At 40.9% G+C, this 19,182-nt stretch carries 14 protein-coding genes and 1 pseudogene; 9 read left to right on the top strand and 6 right to left on the bottom strand.

The features are described 5' to 3' along the window. Positions 1 to 22: 22 nt before the first annotated feature. Positions 23 to 1,465 carry a catalase gene (locus B0X70_RS15520; RefSeq protein WP_036783078.1) on the bottom strand — a complete coding sequence of 481 codons (1,443 nt, stop codon included), beginning with the start codon at positions 1,463 to 1,465 and terminating at the stop codon, positions 23 to 25. A 284-nt stretch (positions 1,466 to 1,749) separates the two neighbouring features. Here B0X70_RS15520 and B0X70_RS15515 point away from each other — a divergent pair, with 284 nt between their 5' ends. Continuing rightward, the gene (locus B0X70_RS15515; RefSeq protein WP_036811877.1) at positions 1,750 to 2,292 is read left to right on the top strand and encodes a YfaZ family outer membrane protein; all 543 of its coding nucleotides are present in this window, start codon (positions 1,750 to 1,752) and stop codon (positions 2,290 to 2,292) included. A gap of 56 nt (positions 2,293 to 2,348) precedes the next feature. Here B0X70_RS15515 and tyrP read toward each other — a convergent pair whose 3' ends face one another. Continuing rightward, entirely contained in the window at positions 2,349 to 3,494 is a 1,146-nt protein-coding gene (gene tyrP / locus B0X70_RS15510) for a tyrosine transporter TyrP (protein ID WP_235201189.1), read from the bottom strand. Positions 3,495 to 3,911: 417 nt separating this feature from the next. On the opposite strand from tyrP, the gene B0X70_RS15505 reads away from it, so the two are divergent. From B0X70_RS15505 to B0X70_RS15480, 6 genes and pseudogenes are all read left to right on the top strand, one after another. Then, entirely contained in the window at positions 3,912 to 5,537 is a 1,626-nt protein-coding gene (locus B0X70_RS15505; RefSeq protein WP_418889070.1) for a ShlB/FhaC/HecB family hemolysin secretion/activation protein, read from the top strand. 60 nt (positions 5,538 to 5,597) lie between these two features. Further along, positions 5,598 to 11,024, top strand: a complete 5,427-nt coding sequence (locus B0X70_RS15500; protein WP_217471754.1) for a DUF637 domain-containing protein — start codon at positions 5,598 to 5,600, stop codon at positions 11,022 to 11,024. Further along, positions 11,024 to 11,530 (top strand): contact-dependent growth inhibition system immunity protein, encoded by a 507-nt coding sequence (locus B0X70_RS15495; RefSeq protein ID WP_217469754.1) that lies wholly within the window; start codon positions 11,024 to 11,026, stop codon positions 11,528 to 11,530. Before B0X70_RS15500 ends, B0X70_RS15495 begins: the two co-directional genes overlap by 1 nt. Positions 11,531 to 11,694: 164 nt before the next feature. After that, positions 11,695 to 12,196 (top strand): annotated as a pseudogene (locus B0X70_RS26000) (contact-dependent growth inhibition system immunity protein). Between the two features lie 63 nt (positions 12,197 to 12,259). Further along, positions 12,260 to 12,586, top strand: a complete 327-nt coding sequence (locus tag B0X70_RS15485; protein WP_246593313.1) for a zinc ABC transporter substrate-binding protein — start codon at positions 12,260 to 12,262, stop codon at positions 12,584 to 12,586. 164 nt (positions 12,587 to 12,750) lie between these two features. Then, entirely contained in the window at positions 12,751 to 13,101 is a 351-nt protein-coding gene (locus B0X70_RS15480) for a hypothetical protein (protein ID WP_217469753.1), read from the top strand. A 301-nt stretch (positions 13,102 to 13,402) separates the two neighbouring features. On the opposite strand, the gene B0X70_RS15475 is transcribed toward B0X70_RS15480, so the two are convergent. Next, positions 13,403 to 13,597 (bottom strand): hypothetical protein, encoded by a 195-nt coding sequence (locus B0X70_RS15475; protein ID WP_217469752.1) that lies wholly within the window; start codon positions 13,595 to 13,597, stop codon positions 13,403 to 13,405. A gap of 441 nt (positions 13,598 to 14,038) precedes the next feature. Here B0X70_RS15475 and B0X70_RS15470 point away from each other — a divergent pair, with 441 nt between their 5' ends. Further along, a complete protein-coding gene (locus B0X70_RS15470; RefSeq protein ID WP_110087292.1) occupies positions 14,039 to 14,659 on the top strand; it encodes an iron-sulfur cluster assembly scaffold protein SufA in 621 nt (206 codons plus the stop codon). Further along, positions 14,659 to 15,039, top strand: coding sequence for a type II toxin-antitoxin system YafO family toxin (locus B0X70_RS15465; RefSeq protein WP_217469751.1), 381 nt, complete (start codon positions 14,659 to 14,661; stop codon positions 15,037 to 15,039). The genes B0X70_RS15470 and B0X70_RS15465 overlap by 1 nt, the downstream gene beginning before the upstream one ends. Positions 15,040 to 15,160: 121 nt before the next feature. On the opposite strand, the gene yfaE is transcribed toward B0X70_RS15465, so the two are convergent. From yfaE to nrdA, 3 genes are read right to left on the bottom strand one after another with little or no spacing between them, the layout of a single operon-like run. Continuing rightward, complete coding sequence (gene yfaE / locus B0X70_RS15460) at positions 15,161 to 15,427, bottom strand: class I ribonucleotide reductase maintenance protein YfaE (RefSeq protein ID WP_105398073.1); 267 nt, start codon at positions 15,425 to 15,427, stop codon at positions 15,161 to 15,163. Then, complete coding sequence (gene nrdB / locus B0X70_RS15455) at positions 15,427 to 16,557, bottom strand: class Ia ribonucleoside-diphosphate reductase subunit beta (RefSeq protein ID WP_036781046.1); 1,131 nt, start codon at positions 16,555 to 16,557, stop codon at positions 15,427 to 15,429. Before nrdB ends, yfaE begins: the two co-directional genes overlap by 1 nt. A 12-nt stretch (positions 16,558 to 16,569) precedes the next feature. Further along, a complete protein-coding gene (gene nrdA / locus B0X70_RS15450) occupies positions 16,570 to 18,861 on the bottom strand; it encodes a class 1a ribonucleoside-diphosphate reductase subunit alpha (RefSeq protein ID WP_065389827.1) in 2,292 nt (763 codons plus the stop codon). Between the last annotated feature and the right edge of the window lie 321 nt (positions 18,862 to 19,182).

The raw sequence follows: 19,182 nt of genomic DNA, 5'->3' as shown, positions 1-19,182 counted from the left end.
TAAAAAACTGTGTTGTTAGACATTATCCTTTCATTTTTTTCAGCGCGTTTTCAACACCGGCGCCATATTCTGGGTGAACTTTTCTAAATAGCTCAACCTGACGACGTTGAGTATCTTCATGTGCTTGTGATAGCTCACTGGCGATACGATCAAACATACGTTGATGCTCTTTACTGTTTATTAACATAAACAGTTTACGAGGCTGGCTGAAATAATCTTCATCTTGACGATGGTTCCAGTGGTCGGCATCTCCTTCTAAAGCTAATGATGGATGTTTGAATTCAGGTTGTTCCTGGAACAATCCTGCATTGTTTGGTTCATAAGTCACCGTGTTTCCGCTATTGCCATCGACACGCATTGCCCCATCACGGTGGTAATTATGGAACGGACAACGAGGTGTATTGACCGGAATTTGATGGTGGTTAACGCCAAGACGGTAACGTTGAGCATCACCATAAGAGAACAGACGGCCTTGTAACATCTTATCAGGAGAGAAACTGATACCCGGCACGACATTAGCGGGGTTGAAAGCTGCCTGTTCAACGTCTGAGAAATAGTTATCAGGATTACGGTTTAGCTCGAAATAACCGACATCAATCATCGGGTAGTCGCCGTGAGGCCATACTTTGGTCAAATCAAATGGGTTGTACGGTAACAGATTAGCTTCTTTCTCTGGCATGATTTGAACTTTTAATTTCCAGCGTGGATAATCTCCTTGTTCAATTGCTGCAAACAAATCACGCTGAGAACTTTCACGATCTTTACCTACCAGCGCTTCTGCCTCTTCGTCCATCAGGTTTTTAATGCCTTGCTGACAACGGAAATGGAATTTCACCCAGAAACGTTCATTATCTGCGTTGATAAAGCTGAAAGCATGGCTACCAAAACCGTGCATATGACGGAAAGATTTAGGTACGCCACGGTCACTGAAATCAATGGTTAATTGGTGCAGTGATTCAGGTTGATGAGAGAAGAAATCCCATTTATAGGCAGGATTACGTAAATTAGTGTGGGGATCGCGTTTAACAACATGGTTAAGATCTGGGAACTTCAGTGGATCACGAAGATAGAATATTGGGGTATTGTTGCCGACTAAATCCCAATTACCTTCTTCAGTATAGAACTTAAGCGCAAAACCACGAATGTCACGTTCAGCATCTGCTGCGCCGCGCTCACCGGCGACGGTTGAGAAACGGGCAAACATCTCGGTTTTTTTGCCTATTTCAGAAAAAATCTTAGCTCGGGTGTACTTAGTAATATCGTGAGTAACCACAAAAATGCCATGAGCTCCAGAACCTTTAGCATGCATACGGCGTTCTGGGATCACTTCACGATCAAAATGGGCAAGCTTTTCTAAGAACCAAACATCTTGTAACAACATAGGACCACGTTGACCCGCGGTCATGACATTATTGTTGTCAACGACAGGGGCGCCAGCATTCGTTGTAAGTCCTCTCTTTTTCATCACACTTCTCCTGTTTTACATGAAAAAAAACAGCGGAATCGCTGATTAAGAAAAATGTTCTGGTCAATGGCGAAATGCAAATATTGTGTTTTTTTATAATTTATTTATTATTTTCTTATTTACTATTTAACTTGAAATTATTTATATAGTTAATTATTAAGTACGTGAAATGAAGAATTCACACATATTTAGTAAGTATAGATGATTCATTTCTTTTTGTTGTCTATCGGTTTAGTTGTATTTACGTAAGATGTGTAACATTAAGTAAATAAAGAGGAAATGTAATGAAGATTTATCTTGCTGCGGTAGCGACCGGTTTGTTGTTCATTGCTGAGTCAGCGAATGCAATTTCCGTGAATGTTCAGGCTGGTCGCCATTTCACCAATACTTCTGCGGCAATTGGTGATAACAGTGCTGGCTTATCTTTTAATGGCAATTGGGCACGCAGTGATCATAACGGTCAGTTGGGAAGTTTGGGAACCGCATTTAGTCTGCCTGTTGGTCCATTGACGGCCAGCATTGGCGGTAAGGCTCTCTATTTATCCCCTAAAGATGGAAAAAATGGTGAGGCATTAGCGGCAGGTGTGGGTTTGAGTTGGACTGTTATGCCCTCTTTAGCTCTGTACGGTGAAGTTTACGGCGCGCCATCCAGATTAACTTCGGGTATTAATTCTTATGCTGAGGCTGCTGGTGGCTTACGTTTTACCGTGTTCAAACCGTTGACAGTGGATGCAGGTTATCGGGTTATGAACATGAAAGGGAAAGAGGGAAACAGAGATAACAAATTGGCTGATGGATTTTATATCGGTGCCGGTTTGAATTTTTAATTTACTTTTTCCATGCTGTCCGCACCATTTCTGATGCGGACAGTTTCGATTTCCAATTAGCCCACTTCTGGCAATAAACCACTGACAATACCTATTTGGATGGTAATTACCGTAATTCCGCAAAGAAATATCAGAATCAAAGCGGGTTTTCCGCCTTTTACTCGATAGGCTCTTTGCTCAATTTGACGGCTGCGCCATGCCAGCATGGAAGGCAGTAACAAGGCGAGAATAGAGAGTGCTACTGCGGCGAAAGTTAACGCCATAACAAAGTTTGGATAGTACAAGGAGCAAAGTAGTGGTGGAACAAAAGTAATGATGCCGGTTTGCAGGCGGCCTGTCGCATTATTACGACGTTTGAACAGATCTGCCATGTAATCAAACAAACCTAAGGAGACCCCAAGAAATGAGGTTGCCAGCGCTAAATCAGCAAACAGACGGACCGCAAGCTCTACACGAGGCGTCGCGACAACTTCTCTCACTGCTTTTAACAGCCCATTCAGTCCTGATTGCTCTGCTAAGATCCCGACAAAAGTGTGGGAAGAAATGGCGCCCAGTGTAGCTAATTGCCATAAGATATAGGCAGTCAGCGGGATAGCACTGCCGATAACAAATATTTTGCGTAACTTTTGGGTATCGCCTCCCATATAATTCACGATGCTTGGCACACTGCCGTGAAAACCAAAAGAGGTGAATACCACGGGAATAGCCGATAATACCAAACCCTGTTCCAAAGGCATTGACATCAGATTAGTGCTTTTGATGTGGGGCATCATGACGGTCAGCATAATAACCAGGAAAATGATTTTTGCAGTAAATAGCAGGCGGTTAATCATATCGACGGATTGAGTGCCGATAGTGACAACACAACCTGCGACAAGGGTGAAAATCAGTACGCCAAATGAAACAGATATGGGTTTACCCAGCCATGAAGAGAGGCTGCCTGACAGCAACTCACCGGCGCCACTGATATAAGCGGTTGTCAGGGCATACATAAGGAAGAGCATACTGAAACCGGTGAGCCATTGACCTCCTCGACCAAGATAACGTTTTGCCAGCGTTCCCAGGCCCGTATCAGCCGGGCTGTATTGATAAACTTCCACCAGCAATAAAGCGGTATAGCTCATCAAAACCCAAAGAGCGACTAACATCACGAAAGTTGTTCCAAAACCGACACCGGCTGCTGCCAGCGGCATCGCCAGCATTCCTGCGCCAATTGTCGTGCCCGCTACGATAAAAATACTGCCAAGAGTACGATTCTTCACGCTTTCCCCTAGTTTATGAACTGATTGAAATCGTTATGGAAAGGCAGGCTAAAGGAATAATTTATTTATGTCAAATTAAGGTTACACTTAGTGTAAATAAATAATTACAATTGCGTTTTTGCATGATCCTAAATTATGTATTTCATTAAATATAAAAAGTTATTTATTCTATTGAGTATTTAAAAAACCAGACTTTATTCACACTTAAATAATATAATTTTTTATTTTCATCTAGATTGCCAATTAAAATAAGACGTTATTCATTATTTTAACAATTAACGCATGGTGAAATAAAAATTATCAATGGAAAGAATAACTGTTTGTTTTAGGACATTAGTTGTATCTGTTCTGTTCGCTATGTCGGGGCAAGCTTATGCTTCAGAGTTTATTGGCCCGGCGGATCAAGAGGTTATCACTCAACAACAGAAAGAGTTATTGCAGCAGGCTCAACAGCAGCGGGAGGCGTTACGTAACAACATCACTTTGTCTCCAGATTTAGAACCCGAAACTGATGGAGCTAAATCTGTTTGTCATACCGTTCACCATATTCAACTTGAAGGTGTTGAAAGCCTTTCCCAATCAGTACGGGAAAAGTTAATACAGCCTTATTTGTCCCGTTGCTTAACCTTGTCAGATATTAATGAACTGGTGCGTAAAGTATCGAATGCCTATATCGAGCGAGGTTATGTCACTTCTCGGGCTGGACTCAGAGCACAGGATTTATCCACCGGTACGCTCGTTATTACCGTGAGTGAAGGCAAAGTTGAATCAATCACACTTGATGGTGAAACATTACTCTCATTGAAAATGGTCTTTCCGAGGATGGTTGGTAACACACTGAATCTACGGGATATTGAACAAGGGATGGAACAACTGAACCGGCTTCCTTCCCAACAGATAACCATTGATATTCAGCCAGGAAAACAGCCCGGTCATTCTGCGGTTATTTTAAAACGAATATCGACTCGTTTGCCGGTTGGCGCTAGTTTGGGGATAGATAATAGTGGTCAAAAAAGTACTGGCGCCGGGCAAATCAACGCCAGTGTGAATGTAGATAACCTATTACATCTTGCAGACCAATGGTCATTATCTGTCAGTCGCAACAACGATTTTCGTAATAACCACCGTAGTCGAAGTCTCTCTTCCAATGTGACGATTCCTTATGGTGACTGGTTGTTCAATTATCAATATGCGTGGAACGATTCTTTTCAGAACGTTCCGATCGGCTCACAAATCTACCTCTATGAAGGTGACAACCAGACTCACCGGCTAGCAATAAACCGGACGTTGTATCGTGACGGTGAGCAGAAACTGACTCTGAATGCAGGAATAACACATCGTCAGACAACTAATTTGTTTGCAGGAAAGAAATTATCCATCAGCAGCCCGACATTAAGTGTTGCCAATCTTGGTATTAATTACAGTTCGGTACTGGCGGGTGGCTATATCACGTTCAACCCTGCATTGAGTTATGGCCTACCCGTGTTAGGTGCAACAAAAGATGACCCGTATTTCCCGGATGCTCCACGTAGCCAATTCCGCAAATTCAGCTTGAGTGCTAGCTATTTTATCCCGATCTCCGACTCTCTTTATTACCTTTCATCTGCTTACGGTCAAACCACTCCGTACAACCTTTATGCCAATGAGCGTCTCTCATTAGGTGGGCAATATTCTGTTCGGGGATTTAAAGAACAATATCTGACCGGCAATCGCGGTGGGTATTGGCGTAATGAACTGAATTGGCAAATTTCAGAGTTGCCTGTGCTGGGTGAACTGGCCTTAACGGGGGCGCTGGATACGGGTTGGTTACAGGGAAAAACCAGGCAAATCGATGGCGGTAATGTTACCGGTACAGCGCTTGGCATATCACTGACGCACAGTAAGTTCAATCAAACGATGACATTGGGAGCACCATTGATTTATCCAAACCACCTGAAACCGGATAGCTGGGTGATTTACTGGTCTGTGTCACTAATTTTATGACGATGTAATACAGGTAGTTATACCAATAACTTTGTACTTAAATTAAGAAAGGACGGAATGATGGAAAGACGTAACAGCCCTATGGCAAGGGGCGCTTGTTATCTTTTAATTTATCTTACTGCCGTATATCCCCTTCACCCTGCTATTGCGGCCGGGATCACGCCAGATAATAATCGAACTCAGGTACAAAACCAGGGTAATGTGCCGATCGTAAATATTGCTACGCCTAATGGCGCAGGAATATCCCACAACACTTATAAAGAATTTAATGTTGCGACTCAGGGAGCGGTATTAAATAACGCCACTCAGGTGGCTAAATCACAATTAGCCGGGCAACTTAACGCTAACCCTAACTTGAATGGTAAATCGGCTGAATTGATTATTAATGAAGTCACCGGTAGTGGTCGATCGGATCTTCAAGGAAAACTAGAGATAGTTGGTCATAAGGCCAATGTGATGATTGCCAACCCTAATGGCATTACCTGTGATGGCTGTGGTTTTATCAATACCGGTAGTGCAACATTGACTACCGGTAAACCTCAATTTGATAAACAAGGTGCGTTGGAAGCATTGGAGGTTAAAAAAGGCCAGATTACTATTGGTGGCAAAGGGTTGGATGGCAAATCGACAGATTATATCGATATTATCAGCCGGGCGACTGAATTAAATGGAAAAATTCAAGCTAATAATTTATCCCTGACACAGGGAGCTAACCGGATTGATTTTAACGATGGCACAGTGAAAAAAATCACTGGAGAAGGTGCTAAACCTCAATTAGCCGTTGATACCAAAGCATTAGGCGGCATGTATGCCAATAAAATCCGTTTGGTTGCCACGGAGGATGGTGTCGGTGTTAATCTTAAGGATTTAACCAGCAATCAGCGTGATATTACCTTAAATGTTAATGGTAAAATTGAGCTAGGAAATGCCAAAGCCAAAACGGATTTTAACCTCAGTGCCAGAGAAACTCATATTGCCCCTAATGTCAAGGTACAGGCAGAACGGGATATTACTCTGGCAAGTACCAAATTGGATAATAAAGGCAGTGTAATTGCGGGCCGGGATATGCGGGTATTTGGTGATACCTTGCGTAATACCGGTGATAAAGCACTTTTGCAAGCCAATAATAATATGTGGTTACAGAAGGATGCTCAAGGCAATAAAAGTGATCTGATTGAGAATAAATCTGCGACGATAAAGACTGTGAGTGGGGATTTAGTTGTCAGAACAAAAGAGCTTAATAATATTCGGAATGAATTTGCTACCACATGGAAAATAGAAACTCCAGATTCGGACAGGATTGAATATTTAGGGTTTGAGTTATTGTTTCGTGATCATTTAAATGGATTTAAACCTGTTATCCAGAGTGCTGAAGTTAAGAAATGGTTCGGTTCTGTTGATTTTAATAAAAATGATTGGATAAATACCGGTAGAAAAACATTGATTTTAAGTAAAGCGACGTCAGAAGCCGTTATTTCTTCCGGTAATGATATGTATGTGAATTCAGAAAAAATATTAAATGAAATAAGTTCAATTAAAGCAGTGAAAAATATTTTTCTTACAGGTGTTATTCTCAAAAATATCACAAAAAAACTCGGAATGAAAAATAGTTTCACTAAATTTTCAACTGATTTTAATCCATTGACCGATACGGAAAATAGTAGGGAGCTCATTGTTGGAATAGAGCATGTGAAAGATGAGATTCCTATGTATATAGAGCATGATATTGAATTTAAAAAGATAGGAGTATCTAATGATTGGAAGAGTGAAAATTATTATTTGGCTACTATTTCAGCTGGTGGGGATTTAGTCGCTGATTTTAGAGACAGTATTGATATTAATACTCCATCTATATATGACGCTAAAGAAACCTCAGAAATATATGGAATTCAGCGATCTGATACGTTGGTAGCAAAAAATATAGTATTGAATTCAAAACAGATAAGTATTTTAGATAATAGTATTAAAGCTGCTAATGGGATAAATATTCTTGCAAATGACAGCATTAGTATTAACGATGGCTCTCTTTTTGCTGGTGGTGATTTATCTGTAGTGGCCACTAATAATATTAACTCTATACAAGGAGAACTGAAAGGTAAAAATATTACTGCTATTAGTCGTAATGCTGATTTAAACTTTCAAAGTAGTGAGGGTGTTGGGTATTTTAATCTTGATGGTTCGCGTAAAGTAAGTAGTTTGGAAGCAACGGATGATTTATTTTTACATTCGGGTAAAAATATTCTTTTGCGCAATTTACTTTTGACTAAAGGTGATAATGTCTCTTTAACTGCAAATAATAATATTACTATTGACAATAATAATGCATTGTTGACACATAAGCGAATGGGAACTGTCCTGTCTGGTAGCAGAGAACAAGAACTTTTTAACAAAATATTATCTAATATAGGTAAGTTAGACACTAAAGGTTCCGTTATAATTAATGCTGGAGGAGTATTACGTGCTGAGGGTATTAATATCTCAGCAGGAAAAGATATCAATCTAACTTCTGCAAAAGATATTATACTGACTCCTCGTGAGTTTCCTCATTTATTAAGTGAATCAGCTCCATCATATAGACCATTTCATCCTAGTGAATTAGGTCGTTCATTTGATGGGTTACCCCAAATGGGTTTTGTACCTCTCCCAAAGAATGAATTATTTCCCTCATCGCGTTCAGGAGAATTAAGTAGCCGATTAACCGCAGGAAATAATATCAATATTATCAGTGGGGCAGATATCAATGGCAAGGCGGCTCAAATTAACGCGAAAGGTAACACATTATTATCAGCAGGTCGGAATATTAACTTGTTAGCTCTGGGCTATTCCGCTATTGATAATAAGAACGATAACAATAAAGATGATCGCCATATCGTTGCTGTAGTTAATGGTGGAAAACAGCTTACCTTAGCTGCTAATGGAACGCTGATTACCCAAGGCGCTACATTAAGCTCAGGAGGAAATACAACGATTTCTTCCGGCGGCAATATGCGTTTTGAATCAGTGCAGAATCATTCTTACCGGGAAAAAGGCAGGGAATTCACTGAATCAGTCACACAGCAAGGTACTGCATTGACTAGTGGAGGTATACTAACTGTTATTTCAAACGGTAGTATTCTTTTCCAAGCCACTAAACTGACTGCCAAAGGTGCAATGGACGTCGCGGCTAAAGGCGGTTATCTGTACGCTCAGGCAATGGAAGAATCTAGCCATTATGAGAAAACAGAAACCAAACGTAAGTGGTATGGCAAAAAGAAAACTATTAAACGTACCCGCCATGATGTTACTAATAAAGTCACTGAATTTACCGCGGGTGGTGATATTAACCTGTTAAGTCGGGATGATAGCACTTACGAAGCCAGTAAAATTGCGACTAATAAAAACGCCAAACTGACCAGCACTCACGGTAAAGTTAATTTTAAGGCGGTAAAAAATACCTCTTTTGAACAGACTATTACCTATTCCAAAGGCTTTTATATTAAGCAAAGGGATAAAGGTTATACCGAAACCCAATGGGTATTACCGCAGATTTTCACTGGTGGAAAACTGACAGTGGAAGCAGCCAACGGTGTTAGTGCTGATATTAAAGCTAAAAATGGTCAGTCATTGCAAAATGTATTAGCCGTATTGGGAAATACGCCAGAAACAGCTTGGTTGAAAGGGCTTCGAGAAAATAAAGATATTCAGTGGAATTTGGTCAAAGACGTTTATGACAGTTGGGATCACAAGAGCCAGCATTTGAATCCAGTAGTTTCTGCGGTAATTGCTATTGCAGCGGCGGCGGCAACCGCAGGCAGTTCTTTAGCGGCATCTGTCGCATCTTATGCGGGTAATAGCGTTGCGGGTGGAGCGTTAACCGCAGGAATGTCATCACTGGCGGCACAGGCGGCCGTTGCTATTGTGGATAATCAGGGGGACATATCCAAAGCGCTAAAAGTATTAGGTAGCAGTGATGCGGTTAAATCAACCATTACCTCAATGGCGATTGGTGGCGCATTGGCCGGATTTGATTCCTACATGGGATGGGATAAAGCGGCTGATGGTACTAAATTAGATCCCACAAAAGCGAAATTACCTCAAATCAGCAATGGTGATTGGAACAAAGTCGTCCAACGGGTCGCTGGTCAATCCATTATTAGTTCCAGCCTGAATACTGCCATTAACGGCGGCAGCTTTAAAGATAATTTGACTACGGCTCTGTTGGCTAATATTGGCAGCCAGATTAATGCGGAAGGCGCCAGATTGATTGGTGACAACGGCGAGGTATTGGGCATACCGGGTAAAATGTTAAGCCACGTAGTTGTAGCAGGGGTCAGCGCTGAAATTGGCAGAGGAAATGTTAAAGGCGCAATGGCGGGAGCTTTGGCTGCGGAACTGGCAGGCGTCATGATGGGAGATAATCTCATTAAAGCCGAAGAGTGGCAGAGAACATCTGAACGGCAGGCGCAAATTGCCCGTGTTTTTGGCGGCTTTGCCGGCGCAGTGTTTACCGGTAAAGCTGATGGCGCTTACAGCGGAGCAAGCAGTGCAGAAAACACTTTCCGCTATAACTACTTGGCCCATCATCAACGGGAATTAATGGAAAAAGAGCTTGCCGCCGAGTCCAGTTACCTTAAAAAAGCGCAGATTTTTGCTAAATGGGGTTTGATTAGTAACACTCAAGATGGCTATCTGGCTGCGGGATTTGTATCCGGTATTCCATCAGAACTCTATGATAGTGTGATGGCAATTGTCGGAGCGGTATCTAATCCTTCGGAAGTCATTGAATCGCTTAGAACACTGTTGATTCAGGAGGATATGCCTGGCTTTATCTGGCAGGCAACAAAGGATAGTTATCTCAAGCAGCTTGATATTGTCAAAGCTGAATATGAAAAAGCGGGTTCTGAGGGGGCCTATAATGCGGGTCTGGAAATAGGAAAACTGGTTACTGGAATTGCCAGTATGGTCGGTGGTGGCTTTGGTGCAGTCAAAGGGTCTACATCTGCCACATCTAAATTGTCGAAAGTCATCTCAAAAGATCCGCACCCAACAGTAGACATCCGTCATGTATATCGGGTAGAAAAAGATGGTAGTAAAACCCAAATGGCATGGAAAGAAGGTAACTATAAGCAGGGGTATCCTTTTGAGGATTTTGTTGCTACGCAGATGCCAGCAGGTACTCGGTTGCCAAAGAATTTCAAAACTTTTGATTTTTATGATCCTGCTACACGTACAGCTATTAGTGTTAAAACTATAGATACACGTACACCAGCAAGGATAAAAGATCCCAAGCAGATATATACGTTAATGAAAGGGAATATTGATTTAGCGGCAAATTTCCGCGGGTACATTAAAGATGGTAAAGAGGTAACATCTTCGATAATTTCACAACGAGAAATTCGTATTGCTGTACCGAAGACAACAACAGTAGATCAGTGGGAGCAGATTAACCGTGCAATAGTCTATGGTGCAGAAAACAGTATTAATGTCAAAATTACGGTGGTGAAATAATGAGCGCAGATTTTAAACAAGGGTTAAATGTAAGAGTTAAATTTAATGGTGATTTCTATTCAGTACAAACCTATTCAGGCAATGGATTATTGGGAGCAGATCCTTCAGGAAGTAACTATTTATTACAGCCAATTGTATCTGATCAAGAGTTGGGAAAGGCTGTGCTTGATGCTTTATCAAAAAGTAGAGTAATCCCACTGGATAAGTATGGGGACTATTTTGATCATGATGCAAATGCTGAACAGTATAAAAATTGGATCACCGAGATGATGGGATCTTATGATTACCGTTCAAAACGGCAGTTATTTAAGAAAATGTTAAGCTGTGGTATCTGTATGCTTGATGGTCAAATAACGATCCGGCCATCCCGCCATGAGAAATTGGAGGGTTGGTCTGAAGATGGCATTTCTAAAGCTGATTATGTCATTATTCCAGCAGACAGTTCCCCGGAGGAAGTGGGTGCCGCATTACGACTGGCTTTTTCTCGTTGTAGAAGTTACGTTTGACGATAAGGTAACAGTTTGTTTTTACATTGATTATTCATGATCTTTGATTTAGAGAGTTAATTCGAGGTGGACATGTAATCACTATTATGTGTCCGCTAATTATCTCGAAAAGATTCAAATAGTTATTAAATGAGCCTTACCGTTAAAATTACAGTGGTGAAATAATGAATATAGATTTTGATCAAGGACTGAATGCGAGTGCCAAATTTAATGGTGATTTTTATTCTGTCAAAACTTATTCTGGGTATCGCCTGCTTCGAGCTGATCCTCAAGGTCACGAACATGTTCTATCTCCCGATGTAACTGATAGCCAATTGGGTAGTGCCGTTTTAGACTCACTTTCTAAAAGTCGGTTGGTCGATCCTGATGATGAGTTTTTCGACAACGAAAGGGCAGCTGAACGGATATAAAGAGTGGATTGAGTATTTAATGGAAACTTATAATTACCGCTCAAAACGTCAGTTATTTAAGAAGATGAACAGTTGTGATATCTGTTTGTTAGGTAGCGTTATAACTATCTCGCTTTCTGGTCATGAAAAACTTGAACTTTGGACAGGAAAAGGCATTATTGAATCTGATTATGTCAATATTCCGGCAGACAGTTCCCCAGAGGAAATTGGCGCAGCATTACGGCTAGCTTTTTCACGCTGTAGGAGTTATGTTTGACGGTAAATAAGCGGTTGTTTTTACATTAATTGATCAATATCTTTGATATTAATAAGGTATAAGATGAATAAGAATGACATATATATAAAGATGCTAGCATTAGCATTACCTTATATAAGGAATATACAAACTCACAGCAGAAAAGTGAAAGGGAATGATATATCATGTTATTTTGAAGCTGAGTTAGTTCATAACTTGTGCCATTCTATTCTTGATGAAAATTTCCAAGAGCATGATATTTATTTTTTAAATCATCAGGCTAAATATTATTGCGAGAATTGTAATGATATTATTTCGCCAAATTATAATCAGCACTTGTTTTATATTAAGAAATTATTTGATATGATCCTTGAATATTTAAAAGAGGAATTAATTTGGCAAGGACCATGAGTAGGTGGGGTACCATTATGATTGATATAAAACTTTGTTTATAATTCGGTACTGATAAATATAAAATAATTGTGGTTCTCTACTTCAAATAAATAAAATAGAGATTTATATTCCAGAATAAGGAAGCGGTTTATTTTTCCGGTATTGAAATATTAATTGGGTAAATGATAGTAAAATTAGAAAATATTCAGGAAGTAATCATCAATATTGATAGTGACACACCTATTGATATCCAATTAGTTGATAATATAAATGAAACTCCTGTGTATTGGCGAGTTGGTGATGATAATAAGAGTTTATTAGAGTTTGCTATTTTACCTAGCGATGGCAGAATAGCCGCAATTACGTTGGTTGCAATAAACCCTGATTTTGTTCAATATGTGGGTAATGGCTTTATTGCATCGAATAAAAGTAAATTTGGTTTTCCTATAGTTGATATGAATCAATGGAAATTGAGTGAGGGTAATAATTTCAGCCATCGTTTTGTTGATGAATTTAATTGGTTATTAAAGTAAAGGTTTATCGCAAATCTATTATGTTGATCATAAAAGATAAATATATGTTATCAAGTTGGGTTAAATGTAATAATTCTTTATGGTTTGGACTGGACAATTCTGAAAATATTATTATTGTCCTAATAAAAGAATTATCGAAAGAAGATATTAATAATTTCTTTAATGCTATTTCATGAGTAATCTCTGTACTGAAATAAATTTCATTTTCAGGATGTTTAAAAATAGAAAGTATTTTGTCTGATAATTTTTCGGATTAGATAAAATATCAAAGAAAAATATGTGTATCTAAGAGAAAGATTATTTACTTGTCTTTTTCTCCAGACATAGCCTGAATTTTGAGGTCATATTTGGAAAACTCTTCTTCTGTCGGTACTGATATTTTTCCTGCCAATACACCAATTGGTCTGAGTTTCTTTGAGGATTCGCCAAATACGACGATTGGTTTTTTCTCAGGTGAAAAATGAGTGGTTTTAGGGTGTTTAGACACAGCTTTCATATATCCTCCCATAATTAAATACCTGGCTTAATTTCAATAAGTTTCTTGAGAAATGTTAATTTAGACAAGTTTAATAGATATAGAAACTTTATTTATCAGACATTTTCCTGATAGAGATTTAGGTAATAATAGCAGACTCATTCATTATTAGTTTCCGGCCTGAATACCACCCGTGAATTATGCAGCCTACGAATAATATCGAAGACGAAATTATAGCTAAATAGAAAAACGTTCAAACTGATTAAAAAGAAATTAATAGAGGCTTTTAGTTCATGTATTAACATCCGAGGTAGATTGATATAGTCAATGCTAGCTTGATGAAATGTGATTTAGTGGGCTTTTCGGCCAGAATATTTTTTTGTCACCAGAAATTTGGTGAATTGATCATCAAATCCACAACATTTATAATCAATACATATCAACATTGAAGGTGGTGAGGATATGAAGAGACAAGTGAAAACAATGGCTCTCCCAGCGATGACAGCGGCGTTATTGGCGTCTCTGGCTCCTGTTCCGGCTAAAAGTACCGTTCTACCGATGACGGTCGTTGAAATACAAAAATCGGCAGGTTTGATATCTACATTGACATTTAACCTGAAAGATGAACAGGTTTTTCTGCCTTTGTCAGAGGCAACTGCTTACTTGCAAAGTTTGAATGAGTACACGCGAAAGTCGTTATCTGAAGCTATCGCTCATCGTGTTGCTAAGGGGAGTGGTGAATTGTTTTCAAATTCAGTACGCATAAGAAAATTAGCCAATGACAACATTGAATATTGCATGAGGATAAAAGAGGCAATACGTATCGTTCTGTCATCTGATAATCTGAGTAAGAATTTTCCAGATCCGTCTCAGCGAGAAATATTTCGGGTGAATATTGTGAAGTTCGGTCGAGCAATAGCGAACTCTGAATATACTGCGTGTGATATTCTTTCGGCTATTGAACAAAGCCTGCCTCCGACAAAGACATATCATCCTGATAATTTACCTACTTCTAGAGAAGTTAAATTGATGATATTAGCAGAACATAAAAACCTTGGTCTGTCAGAGCCGGAATTTTTATAATGGGAGTCAGTGTTACTGTTCATAAAGATGTTGAATTTCATGAGGTTGCAATAGTTTATGCAAAGTTGTTAGAGCATTGGAAAAGGACGGCGTTATTACCTTCTGTATTTGGCCGGGATGGTCAATGGGAATATAATAGCAGAACCTTAGATTCAAATATCTATAAATTGCATATTAGGATGCCAGATGAAATACCGTGGGAAAAATATAAGCCACAGATTGATCGATGTTCGGATAATTATTTAGTGTATGTGCAGCATTGGATGGATAGTAAGAGTTTTCAGGTGATAAGTATTATGAGCCCAAAGGCTCACGAATTAGCAAAGACGTCATTTCTTACAGAGCTTGAGCGTAGGGCTGAGGAGTTCCATTCCATCTAAATTACTATATAACCTGCTGTTAATAAATTAAAAGCCCTTATAAATTCGGAGATTCTTTGTCCATGCTATCAGGGTGTGGATATTCGTATTCATTATTAAGCGTTAGTTTTTAAGATAAATACTAAAGCTCAATCTCAATATCACTGAGTGGATGACAGCAGCAGGGTAAAATCTCGCCTTCATTAACAAAAGCCAAAGGTTTGCGTCGATAGCCGACTTTGCCTTTTATCAATCTGACACGACAAGAGCCGCAATAACCTTCGCGGCACTGGTATTCAGCTTGAACTCTACCCTGTTCCAGTGCTTCGAGTAGACTGTTATGCAGTTCGGGAGAGCTGTAGATATGATAACCCTGCATACCATGCAGGGTTACTTTGTAGCTTGTCATCAGAGTTCAAAATCACTCAGGTCGTCAGGGTTAACTTCAGCATCAATCTGGCCAACCAGATATGAGCTAACTTCAACTTCCTGCGGCGCGACTTGAACGTTATCAGATACCAGCCAGGCGTTAATCCACGGAATCGGGTTAGAACGCGTTTCAAATGGCAGTTTCAGCCCGACAGCCTGCATGCGGATGTTAGTGATGTACTCAACATATTGACACAGAATATCTTTGTTCAAGCCAATCATGGAACCTTCGCTGAACAGGTAATCTGCCCACTCTTTTTCTTGTTCCGCCGCCTGAACAAACAGGTCATAGCACTGTTGTTCACACTCTTTGGCGATTTCTGCCATTTCTGGATCGTCCTGACCAGAGCGCAACAGATTCAGCATATGTTGTGTGCCGGTCAGATGTAGTGCTTCGTCACGGGCGATCAATTTGATGATTTTCGCGTTACCTTCCATCAATTCGCGTTCAGCAAAGGCAAATGAACAGGCAAAACTGACGTAAAAGCGGATCGCTTCCAGCGCGTTAACGCTCATCAGGCACAGGTACAGTTGCTTTTTCAGTTCACGCAAGCTGACAGTGATGGTTTTACCGGCAATCTGATGCGTTCCTTCACCAAATAGCTGGTAGTGATTAGTCATCTCAATCAGATCATCGTAATAAGCGGAAATGTCTTTCGCCCGTTTCAGAATTTCTTCATTGGTGACAATATCATCAAACACAACAGCCGGATCGTTGACGATATTCCGAATGATGTGAGTGTAAGAACGTGAATGAATCGTTTCAGAAAAAGACCAAGTTTCGACCCAAGTCTCCAACTCAGGGATGGAGATCAAAGGCAGAAAAGCCACGTTCGGGCTGCGGCCCTGAATAGAGTCCAGCAGCGTTTGGTATTTTAAGTTACTAATAAAAATATGCTTTTCATGGTCAGGCAGCGCATTGTAGTCAATGCGGTCGCGAGACACGTCTACTTCTTCCGGGCGCCAGAAGAAAGAGAGCTGTTTTTCGATCAATTTCTCGAAAATCGGATACTTTTGCTGGTCATAACGGGCTACGTTTACCGGCTGACCAAAAAACATCGGTTCTTGTAACTGGTCGTTTTTTACTTGTGAAAAAGTGGTATAGGCCATAACTTCCTCAAATTAAATCTTACACGCGCCGCCTTCACAATCGGAATCAGCAGATTCCACGACTTCTTCCAGGTCATCCTGAACGTCTTCCGCACCATCACGGGTATTGTGGTAATACAGCGTTTTCACGCCATATTTGTAAGCGAGCAGCAAATCTTTCAGCAGCTGATTCATCGGCACTTTTCCACTTGGGAAATGTGTCGGATCATAGTTGGTATTGGCAGAGATCGATTGATCGATAAATTTCTGCATGATACCAACCAACTGCAAGTAGCCGTCATTGCCGGGCATTTGCCATAAGAGTTCATAAGCCCCTTTCAGACGCTCATATTCCGGGACAACCTGGCGTAAAATGCCATCTTTTGATGCTTTAATGCTGATGTAGCCACGAGGCGGCTCAATGCCGTTGGTGGCGTTAGAGATCTGTGAAGAGGTCTCTGACGGCATCAAAGAAGATAATGTCGAGTTGCGCAGACCATGTTGTTTGATCTCGTTGCGCAATGTTTCCCAGTCATAGTGCAGCGGTTCATTGGTCAATGCATCCAGCGCTTTTTTATAGGTATCGATAGGTAGGATACCTTTAGAATAGGTGGTCTCTTTAAACCACGGGCAAGCGCCTTGCTCTTTCGCCAGTTCATTAGAGGCTTTCAGCAGGTAATACTGGATCGCTTCAAATGTTTTGTGAGTCAGATTGTTCGCGCTGCCATCGGAATAACGTACACCGTGTTTCGCCAGATAGTAAGCATAGTTGATAACACCAATGCCTAATGTACGGCGACCCATTGCCCCTTGTTTGGCGGCAAGGATAGGGTAGTCCTGATAATCGAGCAGGGCATCAAGGGCACGAACCGCCAGAATAGCCAGTTCTTCCAGCTCATCAAGATTTTCAATGGCTCCCAGGTTGAATGCAGATAAGGTACACAACGCGATTTCACCATTTTTATCATTGATATCATTCAATGGCTTGGTTGGCAGTGCAATTTCCAGACACAGATTTGATTGGCGCACTGGGGCGACCAAAGGATCAAATGGGCTGTGAGTGTTGCAGTGATCTACGTTCTGAATATAGATACGGCCGGTAGAAGCACGTTCCTGCATCATCAGGGAGAAGAGCTCAACCGCTTTCAGACGTTGCTGACGGATATTGCTGTCTTGCTCATATTTGGTGTACAAGCGTTCAAATTCATCCTGATCGGCAAAGAATGCATCATATAGCCCCGGAACGTCGGATGGGCTGAACAGGGTGATCTCTTCACCTTTGATCAGTCGTTCGTACATCAGTTTGTTAAGTTGTACGCCATAGTCCATGTGACGAACACGGTTCCCTTCAACGCCACGGTTGTTTTTCAATACCAGCAGGCTTTCAACTTCCAGATGCCACAATGGATAGAACAGTGTAGCGGCACCGCCACGAACACCGCCTTGAGAGCAGGATTTTACCGCGGTCTGGAAATGCTTATAAAAAGGAATACAGCCAGTATGAAAGGCTTCACCATTACGGATTGGGCTTCCCAAGGCGCGAATACGGCCTGCGTTGATACCAATACCGGCGCGTTGAGAAACATATTTCACAATGGCGCTAGAGGTCGCATTAATGGAATCCAAGCTATCGTCACATTCAATCAGCACGCAGGAGCTGAATTGACGGGTAGGGGTGCGTACACCTGCCATGATCGGAGTTGGCAGAGAAATTTTAAATGTCGAAGCCGCGTCGTAAAAACGGCGAATATAGTCCAGACGCGTCTCTTTCGGATAACCGGAGAACAGGCAAGCCGCCACCAGAATATAGAGGAATTGGGCGCTTTCATAAATTTCACCGGTAACGCGATTCTGAACCAGGTATTTACCTTCAAGCTGTTTGACCGCCGCATAGGAGAAGTTCATATCACGCCAATGGTCAATAAACGCGTCCATTTGCTCGAATTCTTCTTTCGAGTAGTCTGCAAGCAAATGCTTGCCATATTTGCCCATTTCCACCATACGGGATACATGATCATAGAGTGCTGGCGGCTCGAATTGACCATAAGCTTTTTTACGCAGATTGAAAATTGCCAAGCGGGCGGCCAGATACTGATAGTCAGGCGCATCGCCGGAGATAAGATCAGCGGCAGCTTTGATCATCGTCTCATGAATATCTGAGGTTTTGATACCATCGTAAAATTGGATTTGGGACCGCAGTTCTACTTGTGATACCGAGACATTTTTCAGCCCATCGGCTGCCCAGTTAACAACCCGGTGGATTTTCTCAAGGTCAATTCGTTCTTTGTGGCCATCACGCTTTGTTACTAGCAGACTATGGTTCATGGACAGGCATACCTTACATTTACTTTCAGATTCGTTCCCACCTGCTTTGTGTCTTTGCTCAGACCAAAACATAACCCTCTCAGTGGCGAAGAAACCCACGAGAGAGTAGTGGTAATGGAATGTTAAGGAACACAATATGTAGGGGGTACACTAAATAATGACAACAAGATAATGTTAAAAGCGGCTTTTATCAAGTGCACAAAAATACGGATTCTTGTGGATAACTTGAGGACTAAATTTATTAAAAAGCCGGAAGCCTGCATCATTACTAGCGGTTGCTCTGACAGAAACACCGGCAAAAATGAGTAAAAAAATTCCTGA

This window comes from Photorhabdus akhurstii (assembly GCF_019090985.1).
Lineage (GTDB): Bacteria > Pseudomonadota > Gammaproteobacteria > Enterobacterales > Enterobacteriaceae > Photorhabdus > Photorhabdus akhurstii.
The sequence above is the reverse complement of the archived record's forward strand: the minus strand, read 5'-3'. Positions and strand labels throughout refer to the sequence as shown.

Excerpts from the sequence above, each read along its gene's own strand:
- B0X70_RS15520 (WP_036783078.1), bottom strand. The coding sequence starts at position 1,465 with ATGAAAAAGAGAGGACTTACAACGAATGCTGGCGCCCCTGTCGTTGAC.
- B0X70_RS15515 (WP_036811877.1), top strand. The coding sequence starts at position 1,750 with ATGAAGATTTATCTTGCTGCGGTAGCGACCGGTTTGTTGTTCATTGCT.
- tyrP (WP_235201189.1), bottom strand. The coding sequence starts at position 3,494 with ATGCTGGCGATGCCGCTGGCAGCAGCCGGTGTCGGTTTTGGAACAACT.
- B0X70_RS15505 (WP_418889070.1), top strand. The coding sequence starts at position 3,912 with ATGTCGGGGCAAGCTTATGCTTCAGAGTTTATTGGCCCGGCGGATCAA.
- B0X70_RS15500 (WP_217471754.1), top strand. The coding sequence starts at position 5,598 with ATGGAAAGACGTAACAGCCCTATGGCAAGGGGCGCTTGTTATCTTTTA.
- B0X70_RS15495 (WP_217469754.1), top strand. The coding sequence starts at position 11,024 with ATGAGCGCAGATTTTAAACAAGGGTTAAATGTAAGAGTTAAATTTAAT.
- B0X70_RS15485 (WP_246593313.1), top strand. The coding sequence starts at position 12,260 with ATGAATAAGAATGACATATATATAAAGATGCTAGCATTAGCATTACCT.
- B0X70_RS15480 (WP_217469753.1), top strand. The coding sequence starts at position 12,751 with ATGATAGTAAAATTAGAAAATATTCAGGAAGTAATCATCAATATTGAT.
- B0X70_RS15475 (WP_217469752.1), bottom strand. The coding sequence starts at position 13,597 with ATGAAAGCTGTGTCTAAACACCCTAAAACCACTCATTTTTCACCTGAG.
- B0X70_RS15470 (WP_110087292.1), top strand. The coding sequence starts at position 14,039 with ATGAAGAGACAAGTGAAAACAATGGCTCTCCCAGCGATGACAGCGGCG.
- B0X70_RS15465 (WP_217469751.1), top strand. The coding sequence starts at position 14,659 with ATGGGAGTCAGTGTTACTGTTCATAAAGATGTTGAATTTCATGAGGTT.
- yfaE (WP_105398073.1), bottom strand. The coding sequence starts at position 15,427 with ATGACAAGCTACAAAGTAACCCTGCATGGTATGCAGGGTTATCATATC.
- nrdB (WP_036781046.1), bottom strand. The coding sequence starts at position 16,557 with ATGGCCTATACCACTTTTTCACAAGTAAAAAACGACCAGTTACAAGAA.
- nrdA (WP_065389827.1), bottom strand. The coding sequence starts at position 18,861 with ATGAACCATAGTCTGCTAGTAACAAAGCGTGATGGCCACAAAGAACGA.